This window comes from Achromobacter sp., from assembly GCF_032102605.1.
In the GTDB taxonomy this organism is placed as follows: domain Bacteria; phylum Pseudomonadota; class Gammaproteobacteria; order Burkholderiales; family Burkholderiaceae_B; genus Achromobacter.
Window position 1 is genome coordinate 55,375 of record NZ_DAMDGT010000016.1, and the last position, 15,280, is coordinate 70,654.

Consider the following 15,280-nt stretch of genomic DNA (forward strand, 5'->3'; position numbering starts at 1 on the left):
CCGAGCCGAATCATGTCCTGGCCCCAGCGAATAGCAGTCTCCCGACACCTCGAATCAATCACTGGCAGCCTTGCAAAAGAAGCAGTGCGGGCATGAGAAAAAAAACTGGACCACTACCCCGCTCCGCCAGCGGACTGATCATTCTGTTGTTCATCGCGTTTGGCGCTTTCATCCCGGCGCGGATGCACCGTCCGCCGAATCGCCCAACCTGCTTGTCGGCGTCAGGTTCATCGACGGGGCTGATCGTGCCGCTGGGGAGAGTGGGCCCTGAACGAGGCGTGCCGGCGGCGCGACAATGGCCCGAGCTGTCGATTGCCGTGAATCTTTCTCCCGTGCAGTTCCGTGGCGCAGGCTTCGCGGCGCGTGTCATCGATCTCGTGAGGAGCGCCGGCGTCAGTCCCACGCAGATCGAGCTTGAAGTCACGGAAGGCGTATTCATCGAAGACGACGGCCGCGTGCAACAAGCGATCAAGGAATTGCGCGAAGCCGGCTTCCGCATCGCGCTCGACGATTTCGGAACCGGATATTCCAGCCTCAGCTATCTGCAGAAGTTCGCCGTGGACAAGATCAAGATTGATCGAAGTTTCGTGGCGAACATCGGAGAAGGGCCCGACTCCGCCGCCATCGTCAATGCGGTCGTGACGCTGGGGCGTTCTATGGGCGTGATCGTCAATGCCGAGGGCGTGGAAACACCCGTGCAGCGCGACTTCCTGAAATCCGCCGGCGTGGCGCCTGTTCGAGTTTGCCATCTGGGACCACACCCCTTCGAGCGGTAGTCCCCGTCCTCCGCGCATCGCACAGCAGTCCAGAGGCACTGCTGGTCACACCTGCTTCCAAAGTCCATTCATCGAAATGGGCAGTTTCGAGACGTTTAGAGTAAATGCGGACTCTCCCGCGTTTATCCTGCCCACGCAGTCGAACACAAGAGCCAGACAATCCAACTCGGAAGCGGAGATTAACCAATCTCTTCCTGCGGCGTGCGTGCAACTGAACCGTCTCGCAGCATGAGTCGCTGCGTCAGCATACTGACCTCACCAACGAACTCGCATCCCAGCGCGACCACTTACACTATTACCGTCGCTGGCGCCCAGGGACTGGTTGTAGTCGGCCCCTGCATAGACGCTTACGCGCTTGGATAGCTGGCCAGACACGCCTAGGCCAATTTGCGCCCAAGTCCCTCCAAGACTAGTTCCCAAAGTCACAGGGCTTCCGTCTTCCGAGCCCGCGAAGGAAGTGCGAGCATCTGCACCCATGTGCTGCCAGATGTTTGCCCGTATCCATCCGGTAGCCTCTTCGCCGCTGGTGGTACTAAATTGCTTCGTAACCCTCGCGCCGACGCGCCCGATCCCTGCGTTCATGTCTTTAAATTTGATGCTCGCGTAATCGTCCTTCGCCTTCGAAATGGATATATGCTGATAAATCAACTGCGCCTGAGGCTCGATTGCCCAGTCATTTCCAAGCGCCAAAGGATATCCGCCCTCGATGGAGGCTGCGATGCCAAAACCATCTGTGGAAAGCCGTTGACCCATCACTGACCGGGTTTTTACGTCCTGATAAAGGGTGCCTTGCACGACTCCGTCCAAATACCCTCCAGAAGGCCCTTTGCGCGTCCAGTATCCACCCAGCGTCGTGCCGTTTAAAGTTGCCTTGCCAGCACGCCCTCCTAAAACCGCGTCCACTTGACTAGACACTGCGCCCACGCCCAAATACACGCCCGCGATATCCCTTTTGCCGAGCTTGTCTTGCGCGCGGTATAAATCGTGGCCAATCTGGAAGCCTGCTATATCGTAGTTATAAGATGCGCCTTGCTTCTTAAACTCCTTGAAGCCTGTTTTGCCGACGCTCCCGGTCTCTCCAAGTACGCGCCCCCATGACGATGATCTTCCCGAGCCGACCGCACCCGCATTGGCGTAATCTTCCCCGTTCCTGTCATGATATGTTCCCAGCATTATCAAGCCGTAACGACCAGACAACGTGGGGATGGCCATATTCAAGGGCACCTCTTCCCGATAGTTTGGTATCTCGGACGCCGGAACTCCCGTATCGGGCCACTCGGGCGTGATCGGGCGAGACGGCTCCTCAGGATCTATGATCGTGCTGCGCAAATAAAATTTATCTGCGTTGGAAGAATCACTACGATGTAGAGAATACTCGTACGCCCCTGCGGCAACACGATTGCCCAGGTAGAATGAGCCCGTAGTTGTGGTCGCGCCATTTTGAGCATCCACTATCAGGATGCCATCCCCCGTCGTTAGCTCGCCCCCTCCGCCGGCGTTAGATATAAGTAGCGACGTGTTACCGCTTGCGCCACCCGAGTCGAGGACCAGGCGATCTGTCGGAGACTCGTCCCCTCCGAGAAAAGTGTTCAATCCGATTACGCCCCGATTTCCGCTGTATTGCCGGACAGTTAACTGCTTGTAACTAGACGCGTCTGCGATCGGCCCGCCCGGGGCGGAGAACACTATCGAACTGGCATCATTGCTCAGCTTAGTAAGGTTGGAATTCCCTGTCATTTGCCAAACGGTCGCGTTCGTCAATGTGACGTTGGAAGTAGCCCCGCTCGCTGTTGCGACGGCTCCTTTGACCTGAAACGAATCAAGGCGGACGTCCGCCACCGCTGGATTTGCCGCGTCCGTCGCGCCTACGATGAGCCACGAACCGCTGTTCGTCTCCGCTTTTGAACCCTGCATTCTTATATCAGCAATACCTCCGTCAACTATGACCGAGGCTGACCGCGCCGCGGAGACGATCACGTTCGTAAGAGTTGCTGTGCCCACAATCCCTGCAGGCCCGGTCATGAAAAGACCCGCAGCACCTGTTCCGGTGGTTGACATGGTGCTGTCCGACACCGTCACGGCACCGCCATTCCGAGTCACGACTGCATGTGCATCCACACCCACCGTGCTGATGTCTAAGTTGCGACCATCCACGCTTGCATTCTGCCCGAAAGCGTAGAGGCCAAATGAGCCTTCACCCTTCGTTGCAAGTCTTGCATTGTTAACGTTTATCGCCGTTAAAGCGCCCACGCCAGCAACATCATTACCAAACGGGTCGGTGCAGTCTCGCGATCCCGGCGCACGCGAGCAGGCCTCAACGGCAGGCGCAAACCCACCAAGAGTTTCAATACTCGCCCCTCCCTCGCCGTCAAATGTGAGGACCGTGGCGTTCAAAGTGGTATCTTCTCCTGCTTGGGCAAGCAGACCGATTCCGTTAAGGCCGGTCGTCCTCACTTTGCTCACGCCATTGATGCTTACGGCGCCACCGAATTCCGCCACAATGCCGTTGGCCGATTGCACTCCGGCAGGCGGCCCCATGGTTTCCACGTTTACATTCGTGGCCTTGATGAACGAGTTTTGGTCAATTGCCGCGAGGCCATACGCGTACGCACCCTGGGTCACGAACGATGAATCCGTCAACGTCAGAGTTCCGCCAAAGGCTGCACGCGCGGCGCGCGAAGATTCACCCTCTGTGAGTACATTCACGCTATCCGCATCAATGGTGCCTCCTCCGTAGGCCTCCAACCCGTGGGAGAAAGACCCGGCGGTCAGAATCGTTGTTCCTTCGCCCCCCGAATTGGGTCGGATAGCAACTACACTGCCGTTGCTGACAACCCCGCTTGAGGCGTCCCCTTTCGTGGCGATGCGTCCGCCCTGAATGACCAATCGCGCGCCCGCGTCGACGCCTACTGCGCCGGAGGCGTTAGGTCCCGCGGTTTCGACGTCAACATTGGTCAGGTTCATAAGCGATCCGGCGTTTTGCACCCACGCGCCGGGCGCGTAGCTCCCCGACGTGCGTACCACGACCGGAAGGCTGTCGCCCGTTGCAATCAACGTACCCGCGCTCTGAGCAAGCAATCCGAATGCATTGAAGCCCGTAGTGCTGACAGAAGTTTGGCGCGCTGCATTGTTGGCAATTGAAAGTAGACCACCTGCTTCGACCACGCCGCCAACGGCTTTGGTGGTGCTCTGTGGGGCGCCAGTGGTAAGAACCGACACTCCGGCAGCGTGGAGGGCGGAGCCCGCGCCCGAAGCGTTTAACCCATACGAACCATTCCCGGTTGTCGTAATTGAACTATCCGCTAGGTTTATGACGCCTCCGCCCACGGCCCGCGCCCCAAAGGCCGAGTTGCCTTCCGTAAAAACAGTGGAGCTTCTGAGCGTGATCGCGCTTCCCGGATTGAATGCATCCAAGGCGTGCGACCCACCACCCAAGGTGTGGATGGCCGCGTCCTGAAGTACAGCAGTTGACCCGGTTTCCATGAACACGGCGTGCGCGCTCGCCCCTCCCGTGATAAGCGAGAAAGGCCCCCCATTCGTCAGCGACCCGTTGTTTGTCCCCAATATGCCATACCCACCTGACGCGCCGGCCAAGACCCCTGTGTTGATCACCGTGCCACTTGGTATGTCAAACGAGGTTCCGTTCACCTTTATTTGTTGGGCGTCAGCGGGGCGACCCAGGATGCAGCCGGCGCTAGCTAGGATGAGAGCGCCGATGTGGTGTCGTTTGAGCACGTCGTTGATACTCTGAGGGCAATAAGTTCGGATAATCAAATGAGGGAGCATGGCGCATGTCGCCGTTAAAGAGAGGTTAGGTGGTTTGAGAGGAACTGCTGATCCCACACTTGTCAGTGATTCAAAGTCAGCGCTGGGATAGAGTCCTTAGCTCGTGCCGGCTCGTGCCCAGATGATCTCCACGCTGACGCCAGAGAGCTGAAGACACTCGGAAAGACACGGCATTGGCTGTTCGCGTTCGGTTCTCGTGAGACGCCAAGCTTGGCGCGCGGAACTGCGCTTTCACTTCGTATGGGCCCCGTAGCGCCCGTCTAACGCCAAGAAGTGTTTCGCTAAGTCGCGGGGACCACGTTGATTCAGAGACAGATCAACCTGAGTGGCAGTTACGGGCGCGCGTGCGAAGGCTGAGACGTTATGTGGGTGGATGATAAAATTTCTTCCACGCGAGAGACGATAAGAAAAATTCGAATCCGTGCTGACGTGCCCGCGTCAAAACTGGAGGTAAGGTTGCTTCTCAGCGCCCCGAGCGGGGCGAGCAAACACCATGAAACGGTCGAGATTTACCGAAGAGCAGATCACCTATGCGCTGCGATTGGCCGATAGCGGCACGCCGGGGGTCGACGTATGTCGGCAGCTGGGTGTGTCGGAGGCGACTTTCTACACGTGAAGAAGAAATACGCCGATTTCGGGGTGAGCGAGCTGCGTAAGCTCAAGCAGCTCGAGGACGACAATGCACGCCTACGGCGCATCGTCGCTGACCTGATGCTGGACAAGCAAATCCTACAGGAGGTGGTGCGAAAAAAAGTCTGAAGTCCGCCAAGCGGAGCGAGCTGGCGGCTTGGATACACGAGCGCTTCCAGATCAGCGTGCAGCGCTCGTGCGGATTGGCGTTGCTGCAACGTTCGACCTGGTACGCCAAGAGCCATGCGCGGGACCAAAGCGCGCTATGCCAACGCATCCGCGACATCGCGATGAGTCGTCCGAGGTTTGGCTACCATCGCGTACTAGTGATGTTGCAACGCGAGGGCTGGGACGTAGGCAAGATGCGCGTCTACCGTCTCTATGACCTGGAAGGGCTGCAATTAAGGATGAAGGGTGTGCCTAGAGGCCTGCTTCCGGCAGACTGGCCGGTGCGTCGGTCAGGCATTGGACCGCTCGGCGGTTCTTCGCGGCTGGCCCAAGGCAATCACCGTGGATAACGGAACGGAATTTACGTCTCGGGCGTTGGACGACTGGGCATATCGACGCGGCATCAAGCTCGATTACACACGCCCAGGCAAGCCGACGGATAATGGGCCGATCGAATCGTTTGACGGTCGACTGCGTGATGAATTTCTTAACGTCCATGAATTCATCACGCTGCACGACCTGCAGCAAAAACTGCGAGCTTGGCAGGACGATTACAACCATCATCGTCCCCGCGGCTCACTCGGCCATCTGACCCCGCGTGAGTGCGTTCAAAAGTGGTCAGTGCAACCAAAAGAGGCAGCCACTCTACAGTTTTGAACTGTCCAATTTGCGGGGGAAGGTCACTTGTTGCCAGCACGGCGCCAAGCAGCAGGAATTCTGATGAGACGAGCATTGAGATCTACCCACTCCCATTGGATCGCGAAGAGCATGCCCTGACGCAAAGAGGTCTCGATAGCGAGGTCGAACGCCGGCACTGCATAGATGTTTCCTGACGATGCCAAGTAGCTGCGGATAGCCTCATACTCTCCGTCTTGAAGGCGCCGCTCTCGTGCAGCGCTGCCACTCGGCTTCCGAATGTTCTGCAGCGGATTGAGCAATCCCTCCATGCCCCACTCCTTGCGGGCAGTCTCGTAAAGATGACTAACGAGTTGTAGTTCCAAACGGATTGTATTTTCTGCTCGCCCCTCTGCACGGCGGGCATCACGGTAGCGCGCGAAGTCGGCACCTCGCAGATTCGCGAGGGTGCGATGTGCCAGATCCGTGCGCAACCATCGATCGATCCGGCCAGACTCCTGCTTGGGGGGATTTCTTGCCAGTCAACAGGTCGAGCCGATAGCGCTCCAGCGCTTCCTTGAGTGTGGCCCGCTCTGCTTGGCTGCGATCCACATAGACGCCAGCGTCCATCTCAGACTCGGTGCGACGGGCCCACTGTTGGGCTGGTTGGCGCGTATCGAAAGTTCGATAGGCGGCCTTAAACCTCGCCGACGGATTTCGGCACGCCAATACGCGCCCCTTTGACTTATGTATGCCCATTCCAGACTCCGATGTGTGACAACACGCTCGATCTGGATTCTCCGAGTTCGGCAGTTTTCCGGCAAAGGCCAGTTTTTGCTCGGACGCCGCGTCCCCTACGGACGAAAAAAAAGCACCGCGATCGCTCGCAAGTGCTTGATTCTCTTCTGCCTTCGCAAAAAGGCAGGGGGGTGGTGGGTTGTGCGAGACTCGAACTCGCGACCAACGGATTAAAAGTCCGCTGCTCTACCGACTGAGCTAACAACCCGACCGAAGCCCGAAATTATGGCGGATTTCGTCGGGCTTGTCAAAAAATGAGCGGGCGGTCGCGTTGCTGATGCGCCCCGCCCAAAGGAAACGGCCGCTCGCGGCGGCCGTTTCGAGGTCAGTGCAAAGACCGGCTTACCAGGCCGCCACCACGGCGCCCTTGAACTTGGTCTCGATGAACTGCTTGACCGCCGGGCTGTGATACACGGAAACCAGCTTGGCAAATTCGGGACGATCCTTGTCCTTTTCACGCACGACCAGCACGTTGGCGTACGGCGAATCCGGCGATTCCTGCACGATGGCGTCCTTCGTGGGATTCAGGCCGGCTTCCAGCGCGAAGTTGGTGTTTACGGCCGAGGCGTCGGTGTCGTCCAGCGAGCGCGGCAGCTGGGCAGCGTCCAGTTCGATGAAGCGCAGCTTCTTCGGGTTCTCGATCACGTCGATCGGCGTGGCCTTCAGACCGGCTTCCGGACGCAGCTTGATCAGGCCATTGGCCTGCAGCAGCAACAGGGCGCGGCCGCCGTTGGTCGGATCGTTCGGCAGGGCGATGCGCGCGCCTTCCTTCAATTCGGACAGCGACTTGATCTTCTTGCTGTAGATGCCGATCGGGAAAATCACGGTCTTGGCGATGCTGACCAGCTTGTAGCCACGGTCTGCATTGGCGTTGTCGAGATACGGCTGGTGCTGGTAGCTGTTGACGTCCAGGTCGCCCGAAGCCAGCGCCACGTTGGGCTGCACGTAGTCGGAAAACTCGATGATCTGCAGATTCAGGCCCTGCTTGGCGGCTTCGGCCTTGACCACATCAAAGATCTGGGCGTGCGGGCCGGCGGTGACGCCAACCTTCAGCGGCTTGTCCTGGGCCAGCGCGGGCTGGGCGAAAACGGCGGCGCCCAGGGCGAACGCGGCCAGCGACTTCAAAACCTTGATGCTCATGTTGCGATATCCCGAAATAACGGAAGTAGAAAGAGAACGAACTGCGAAAGAAATCAGCGATGCGACAGGCGGCGCACGAAGCGGTCGCCGAAGCTCTGGATCGCCTGGACCAGAACGATCAGCACGATCACGACTGCCGCCATGACGTCCGACTGGAAACGCTGGTAGCCGTAGCGGATCGCCAGGTCGCCCAGACCGCCGCCGCCGATCGCGCCGGCCATGGCCGAATAACCAATCAGGCTGACGACCGTGACGATCGTGGCGGCGATGAGACCCGGCAAGGCCTCGGGCAGCAGCACCTTCAGGATGATCTGCATGGGCGAAGCGCCCATCGCGCGCGCCGCGGTGATCAAGCCGGGATCCACTTCGCGCATGGCGTTTTCAGCGATGCGCGCCATGAACGGAATCGCCGCGACAGACAGGGGCACGATGGCCGCGGTGGTGCCGATCGAGGTCTGCGCCACTAGGCGGGTGAACGGAATGATCGCGACCATCAGAATCACGAACGGCACCGAGCGGGTGGCGTTGATCACCGCGCCCAAAACGTGATTCACGGGCTGGTTTTCAAGCATGTTGCCGCGGGCAGTGACGGTCAGGGTCACGCCGAGCGGAATGCCGATGACCACCGCGATGGCGCTGGCCACGCCCACCATCAGCAGGGTGTCAAGCAGCGACGTAATAAGCAGGTCGATCAGTTGCGGACTCATGAGCTATTTCTTCAACGGTAATGTCACGGGCGTTCAAGGCGGCAATCGCATCCTTGACCGCGGCGGGCGCGCCTTGGGCCAGCACGAACATCGTGCCGACGGCGACGCCCTGGATATCTTCGACGCGCGCCTGCACCAGGCCGACGTCCAGCGAGTACTGACGGGACAGGTCGGACAGGAAGGCGCCCGACGCGTCCGTGCCGGTCAGCGACAGGCGCAACAGCCGCACGGACTGACCCGGCTTGGCGGCGGTCAGCGCCTGGATGCGTTCCTGCACGGCGGCCAGCGTCGCGTCGGTCAGGTCCGACGCCGTGGCGGCCGACACCATGTTGCGAGTGACCTCGTGGCGCGGCTGCGCGAAGACTTCGCGCGTGCTGCCGATTTCAACGACTTCGCCCTGCGACAGCACGGCGACGCGGTCGCAGACTTCGCGCACGACTTCCATCTGGTGGGTAATCATGACCACCGTCACGCCGGTCTTGCGATTGATGTCGCGCAGCAGGGCCAGGATGTTGTGCGTGGTTTCCGGGTCGAGCGCGGACGTCGCTTCGTCGCTGAGCAGGACGTCCGGATTGTTGGCCAAGGCGCGGGCGATGCCGACGCGCTGCTTCTGGCCGCCACTGATCTGGCTGGGATAGCGATCCCGCAAGTGCTCCAGGCCGACCAGCGCCAGCAGGCGTTCCACGCGGGCCGGGATCTCGGCTTTGGAGACACCGGCGATTTCCAGCGGCAGGGCGACGTTGCCGTACACCGTGCGGCGGGACAGCAGGTTGAAGCCCTGGAACACCATGCCGATGCGGCGACGCTGCGCGCGCAGTTGCGCTTCGCTGAGGCCGGTCAGGGCCTGGCCACCGATGGTGATGGAGCCTTCGTTCGGGCGCTCCAGCAAATTGATGCACTGGACCAGCGTGCTTTTACCGGCGCCGCTGGGGCCGATGATGCCAAAGACCTCGCCCTGCTCGATGCGCAGGTTGATGCCGCGCAGCGCCTGGAATTCCCCGTGCGGCGTGGCGTAGGTCTTGGATAGGTTCTCGATGTGAATCATGGCAAGCGATTTTGTATCTTTTCTCTTCTGAAGAGAACGACAGTTTTTTCCATTTTTAATAACTATAAGTAATATGAATCGCCGCACTGGCCCCCGGAGAGTGGCCGGCACGCACGTGCCGCCGGGGTGTCGCCACGGCAAAGACATAAAGGGCAGCCGGGAAGGAAAGCCTTCCTGACTGCCCTTTTCTTATAGGGGGCCGGCTAGCGGCCGCACCCGGTTCAGCGCGCGCGCGAAATGCGGACTTCCGCCCCGCGGCGCTTCACTTCCAGGCCCTCGGACGGCGAAATGCGCAGTCCTTCCAGGCCCTTGATGTAGCTCGAACCCTGCATCTGCATCACGCGGATCTTGTTGCGCATGACGACCGGGTTGTGCACCGGCATGCCGAACATCCAGACTTCGTCCAGGATGCGCGCCGAATTGAACTCGCCCGTATGCTGCGCGGCCGGCCCAAGACAGAGCATGTGCCCTTCGCGGCCGAAGACCGGGAATTGGCCAAGTTCGCAGTCGATGGTCCAGGTGGTCCCGCCTTCGTAACGATGGCCCGTGTTCAGGTCCCACCAGGCTTCGCCCTTGGGCAGGTACACGCGCACCTGATTGCCCGGTTCGGTGATCGGCGCCACCAGCAGGGCCGGGCCCAGCAGGTATTGCAGGTCCCATTCGTGGGCGTGCGGATCGTTCGGGAACGACAGGGCCATCGACCGCTGCACCGGCAGGCCGGTGCGGGCGGAGTCTTCGATGGCGCCCAAAACGTACGGCACCAGGCGATAGCGCCACTGCATCCAGGTCTTGGCGTGAGCCAGGGTTTCGTCGCCGAAATCCCAGGGCATCAGGCCTTCCACACCCTGGAAAGCGAAGTTGGCCGAGAACACGCCGGCCGTCAGCCAGCGCAGGTAGAGCTCGGACGTCATCCCGGCGCGGTCGCGCGCAGCAGAACCGATATTGTGCACCTGCACCGGGACGCCACTGGAGCCGATGGACAGGGAAGTGCGCAGCGTATGGCGCAGGCCTTCCCACGTGTTGTCCACCTGGGGGCCAACCTGCCAGGGCAGGCGCTGGGCAGCGGGGAAGAGGTCGGCGCTGGGCACCACGCCTTCCGGAGGCACCTTCAGTCCCGCCACGGCGTCGAACAGCGCTCGGCGCACCAGCAGGGGGTACATCGAACGCAGGGCCGGGCCGGTCTCGCCGTTGCGGGCGGTCACGCCGTCGGGGATGGCGATCTGGGCGTCGCACGCAGGTGCGTCCAGGCCGTCTTCGACCAACTGGCGGTGACGCTCGACCCACAGGTTGTAGATGTCGCGATACGTCAGGTCCAGCAGGCCATAGGGCTGGCCGGAGGTAGCGGCGTTGCCGTCAAAAACCTGGGCCGAGCCATCGTCCTTGGCCAGCAGCCAGCCGCGGTCTTCGAGTTCCTCGAACAGCGGGCTGGTCTTGATGACGCCGGGAAAACCGGACGCAGCGACATGCACGTTGTGCTTGTGGAACAGCGCCAGCATCTGCTTGGCGTCCGGGAAGCGCTGGGCGTCCCATTCAAAGACCGTCTTGTCCGCCTGGAACCCCCACGCAGCCGGCTGAGCCAGCGTCACGGCGTCCACGGGAATCTGGTTTTCGCGCATGCGCGCCACCAGGGCGACCGTCTGGGTGGGCATCTCGCCGGCGGCCTGTTGCAGCCAGGCGCCCATGGCCCACAGCACCGGCTGCCCGGCTCGGCCGGTCAGCGCGGTGTATTGGTTCAGGATTTCGCCGGGTTCGCCGGCGAACAGGAACAGGTCGAGGACGGCGTCGTCCACGGTGAGCACGTAGGCGGAATCCGCGGGCGAGACGCCCACCGAATGCTCCACGCGGCGCATCGTGTTGACATACAAGCCCCAGCCGCGCGGACTCCATGCCAGCGGCAGGGCGCGATGCTCGGGGTCGTCGGAGACAACCGATTCCTCGCGCCGGTTCAGGTCTCCGGGGGTTTCGCCCAGGCCGAACACGCGCTCTTCGCCAGCCAGCGAAAAGCCCGCCGTCCAGACGGCGTCGTCGGCCTGGTCCAGCGCGTTGTGCCCGAATGCGGGCGTATGCGCGGAAACCTCGGATTCGAAGACCCGCTCTTCGTTGCGGTACAACGCCACGCGGACGGGGCTTGTCTGGATCTCGAGGGAGACGTCTCCCTGGGTGATCCGCCAGCCGTTTCCGTCGTCGCGGGGCGCGATGGCGGCTTCGCCCACCGCCTCCTGGCGCGCGAGCAGCATTTCAGCCACGGCGCGCGCACGCGCTCCTGGCTTGTCATCATTAAAGTGGTTCGCCTCGCCGCAGCGCAGGCGAAAGACGCCCGGCGCATGCGCCTCGATTACCAGGTGCAACCCATCGCCCGCGTCGAAATCGATGCGACTGGGGCGGGACGTCAGCAACTCGACATTGTCGAGTTGGGTAGTATGGGCAAAGTCGAACTTGGGCGGCACAGAGCATCCCCCGGCTTAAGCCAAAAACCATCAAAAGACGCTATTTTGACGGATTTGAGCTTTGAAATAAACTCGGTCCCTCTTTTGGACGGTCATATCATCCAAAAAAGGGGCATAAAGCCCTTGGCCAGCGTCCGGGAGCGCAGACGCCGCCGAACCGCCAAAATGCCGACCCGGAGGTCAATTACGGCCTACTGGCGCCAAATTCCGGCAATTTTTACAATTCTACGCCAGCCGGTCGCGACACCGGAGCACCCTCAAATTTTTTTCATCGCGGTGTAACAAGCTGGACCAGATCGGTCTCCAGCGGCAGGGGCTCGCCCATCAGGCGCGCGGCGATCAGGTCGCCCATCAACGCCGACCAGGACAGCCCGCGCGAAGCATATCCCGCGGCCATCCACAGGCCGGGCGCGTGCGGCAGTTCGCCAACCGCCGGCAAACGCCCCGGCAGAACCGCCCGCCATCCCGCCCAGCCGGGCAGGCTGCCCGGCGTCAGCGCATCGAAACCGGGAAAGCAGGCGCCAAGCAGGCCGGCTGCCTTGCCCAGCGTGACGCGTTGGCCCACGTCGCTGACGCGGGCCTGCGCGGCGTCGTGCACATAGGTGCTGCCGACCACGCAGCCAGTTCCGACATCCGGCAGCAGATACCCTTCCCCGCCCACGATGCATCGCGGTCCGCCCTCCAGGGCCGCCGCGGGCACGAGCGTGACCTCGCCCGCCAGCGCATGCATCTGCGCCACCCGCGGCAGGGGCGACAGCAGGCCGCTGGCAGACAGCACGTCACGAGCGCCGATGGCATTGGCCAGGATCACGGTATCGGCGCGGGCCAGTTCGGCGTCCGCGGCATCGCGCACGCTCCATCCCTGTCCGACCTGCGACACGCTCGCCGCCCGTCCCGGCACGACCTGCGCACCGGCGGCAGTCAGCAGCGCGTCGATCAACAGGCCCGGTTGCACCAGCATGCCCTGGGAAAAGAACACGCCCCCGCGCGCCACCGGCAGACCGGCCAAGGCGCTGGCTTCCTGTTGCGAAACCTGGCGCACCCAATCCGGCGGAAACGCCAGGGCTTGCAGGGTGCCGGCCAGCGCGGCGGATCGCCCCGCGTCGCGCTCGACCTGGACCGTCCCGCATACCCGAGGCGCCGCGCCGCCCGGCAGGCTCTGCCACCGAGCAAGCGCCCGCTCGCTGCCCGCCCGCGACAACCGGGCGCGCGCGTTGTCGTCACGCGCCACGACCGGAGTCAGGGCCGCGGCCAGGTGGCCCGCGTGCGTGGGCACGCCCTGGATCCGGCCCGCGTCCAGCACCGTGACCCTCCAGTCCCGAACCGCCAGCGCCTGTGCGATGCCCGCGCCCGCCAGCCCCGCCCCCACGATCACAGCATGACGCTGCCCCACGGCCGGCGATGCCGCCGCTCGGCCCGCTTCCCGGACCTGGCCCATCGTCATGTGCCATTTGCCTCCGTAACCGGGCGCGCGGCGGACATCGAATCCGGCCTCCGCGAGGTCCCTGCGCACTTCGCCGGTGCATGCCCAGGTGGCCACGGTGGCGCCGGGCGCCGCCAGGGCAGCCAAGGAGCGCAGCAGCGGCTGCGCCCACATCTGGGGATTGCGCTCGGGGGCAAACCCGTCCAGAAAGAACGCGTCCACGCGCGCGCTCAGTCGCGACGCCAGGACCTGGGCGTCGCCGAAGCCCAGCGTCAACGTAACTGCGCCGTTCTCGAATTCCAGTCGGTGCAGTCCCGGCAGCAGCGCAGGCCACTGCGCGGACAGGCGGGTGGTCAGGGCGGCCAGCGGCTCGGGCGCGTAGCGCGACAGCAGGGTGGACACGTCATCGCGAGTGAATGGATGCCCTTCCATCGATACGACGTGCAGCGCCGCGGGCCGCTGCGGGTCGTCCCGCCAGGCTTTCCACAACGCCAGGAAGTTCAGACCGAGGCCGAATCCGGTCTCGCAGACGGTGAAGGAGGAACGCCCCCTCCACCGTTCCGGCAACCCGTTGCCGCGCAGGAATACGTGCTCGGCCTGCCCCAGCGCGCCTGACGGCGAGTGATATACGTCCCCATAAACGGAACTAACCAGTCTTCCGGTGGAATCGAAAGCAACCTTTGCAGGAATCAGCGGAACGTAAGTCACAGACAACAAGTCCAATAGTTATAGACGGCGTAGCGCGAATTATCGGGCCGCGCGCGGTTTCGCGTTGGATGGACACCACGCAGCGCCGCGGATTTCAGCGCTTTGCCACGGGTTTGACGCATACATGGGCTTACACTGAATTCATGGATACTTACGATCAGCCCCAATCGCTGGCTTCGCCCATCGACCTGTGCGCCGCGATCGACGCGGCCGTCACCGCCGCCCATGCAGGCGCAGCCATCCTTCAATCCTACGCGCACCATCGCGCCGATCTCGTGATCGACCGCAAGGCGCGGAATGATCTTGTGTCCCAGGCGGATCGCGAGGCAGAAGCCGCGATCATCCAGGAGCTCAAGGCTCGCACGCCCAAGTTCGGAATCGTCGCCGAGGAAACCGGGGGCAAGGCGCAAGGCGCCGCCACCTGGTACATCGACCCGCTGGACGGCACCACCAATTTCCTGCATGACATCCCGCACTACGCTGTGTCCATCGCGCTTATCGCGCACGCGGGCACGTCCATGTTGGCCGACCAGACCCTGGCGGAAGACACGCCGGTCATCGGCGTGGTCTACGATCCCTGCCGCGAAGAGCTGTTCACCGCAGTCTATGGTGTAGGCGCCTGGCTCAACGGACGGCGCATCTCGTGCTCGCGCACGCAGACCATCGAAGACGCCGTGCTGGCCACGGGCTTTCCGTTCCGCGATTTTTCATTCGCCGCGCAGTACATGCCCATGTTGCACGACGCCATCAATCGCGCGCGCGGCGTGCGCCGGATGGGCGCGGCCGCGCTGGACCTCGCCTGGACCGCCTGCGGCCGCTACGACGGTTACTGGGAAATGGGACTGGCTCCGTGGGACGTGGCCGCCGGCACCCTCATCCTGCGCGAAGCGGGCGGCGCCTGCTCCGACATGCACAAACAGGATCCCTGGCCGATCGGTGGCCGCGTCGTGGCGGGCAATCCCGCCATCGAACGCGCGCTTCACGAGATGATTGCGCCGCACCTGCACAAGCAAGGCTGACGCCTGCCGGGGCGGCTT

General features: G+C 62.3%; 10 protein-coding genes, 1 tRNA gene and 1 pseudogene. 4 read left to right on the forward strand and 8 right to left on the reverse strand.

Annotation, left to right across the window (positions count from 1 at the left end; all coding sequences use genetic code 11):
- Positions 1-92 precede the first annotated feature (92 nt).
- Entirely contained in the window at positions 93-776 is a 684-nt protein-coding gene (locus RT614_RS25065; RefSeq protein WP_313624884.1) for an EAL domain-containing protein, read from the forward strand.
- 255 nt (positions 777-1,031) lie between these two features.
- Here RT614_RS25065 and RT614_RS25070 read toward each other — a convergent pair whose 3' ends face one another.
- The gene (locus tag RT614_RS25070; RefSeq protein WP_313624886.1) at positions 1,032-3,995 is read right to left on the reverse strand and encodes an autotransporter outer membrane beta-barrel domain-containing protein; all 2,964 of its coding nucleotides are present in this window, start codon (positions 3,993-3,995) and stop codon (positions 1,032-1,034) included.
- 1,060 nt (positions 3,996-5,055) lie between these two features.
- Here RT614_RS25070 and RT614_RS25075 point away from each other — a divergent pair.
- Positions 5,056-6,017, forward strand: a pseudogene (locus tag RT614_RS25075) (integrase core domain-containing protein).
- Between the two features lie 23 nt (positions 6,018-6,040).
- Here RT614_RS25075 and RT614_RS25080 read toward each other — a convergent pair.
- The 6 genes from RT614_RS25080 to RT614_RS25105 all read right to left on the reverse strand — a co-directional run bounded on the left by RT614_RS25080 (position 6,041) and on the right by RT614_RS25105 (position 12,061).
- Positions 6,041-6,307, reverse strand: a complete 267-nt coding sequence (locus RT614_RS25080; protein ID WP_313624888.1) for a hypothetical protein — start codon at positions 6,305-6,307, stop codon at positions 6,041-6,043.
- A 598-nt stretch (positions 6,308-6,905) separates the two neighbouring features.
- Positions 6,906-6,981 (reverse strand) — tRNA-Lys (locus tag RT614_RS25085).
- Positions 6,982-7,115: 134 nt separating this feature from the next.
- Positions 7,116-7,913 carry a MetQ/NlpA family ABC transporter substrate-binding protein gene (locus tag RT614_RS25090; RefSeq protein WP_313624890.1) on the reverse strand — a complete coding sequence of 266 codons (798 nt, stop codon included), beginning with the start codon at positions 7,911-7,913 and terminating at the stop codon, positions 7,116-7,118.
- A gap of 53 nt (positions 7,914-7,966) precedes the next feature.
- Positions 7,967-8,620 carry a methionine ABC transporter permease gene (locus RT614_RS25095; RefSeq protein WP_313624892.1) on the reverse strand — a complete coding sequence of 218 codons (654 nt, stop codon included), beginning with the start codon at positions 8,618-8,620 and terminating at the stop codon, positions 7,967-7,969.
- Positions 8,577-9,665: a methionine ABC transporter ATP-binding protein gene (locus RT614_RS25100; protein ID WP_313624894.1), complete on the reverse strand. Its 1,089-nt coding sequence runs from the start codon at positions 9,663-9,665 to the stop codon at positions 8,577-8,579. Before RT614_RS25100 ends, RT614_RS25095 begins: the two co-directional genes overlap by 44 nt.
- A 221-nt stretch (positions 9,666-9,886) precedes the next feature.
- Positions 9,887-12,061, reverse strand: coding sequence for a TIM-barrel domain-containing protein (locus RT614_RS25105; protein WP_313624965.1), 2,175 nt, complete (start codon positions 12,059-12,061; stop codon positions 9,887-9,889).
- On the opposite strand from RT614_RS25105, the gene RT614_RS25110 reads away from it, so the two are divergent.
- On the forward strand, positions 11,990-12,394 hold the full coding sequence (locus tag RT614_RS25110) for a hypothetical protein (protein WP_313624970.1): 405 nt from the start codon (positions 11,990-11,992) through the stop codon (positions 12,392-12,394). The genes RT614_RS25105 and RT614_RS25110 overlap by 72 nt on opposite strands.
- Here RT614_RS25110 and mnmD read toward each other — a convergent pair.
- Positions 12,381-14,249 (reverse strand): tRNA (5-methylaminomethyl-2-thiouridine)(34)-methyltransferase MnmD, encoded by a 1,869-nt coding sequence (gene mnmD, locus RT614_RS25115; protein ID WP_313624896.1) that lies wholly within the window; start codon positions 14,247-14,249, stop codon positions 12,381-12,383. The genes RT614_RS25110 and mnmD overlap by 14 nt on opposite strands.
- 137 nt (positions 14,250-14,386) lie before the next feature.
- Between mnmD and RT614_RS25120 the strand changes: the two genes are divergently transcribed.
- On the forward strand, positions 14,387-15,262 hold the full coding sequence (locus RT614_RS25120) for an inositol monophosphatase family protein (protein ID WP_313624898.1): 876 nt from the start codon (positions 14,387-14,389) through the stop codon (positions 15,260-15,262).
- Positions 15,263-15,280 lie beyond the last annotated feature (18 nt).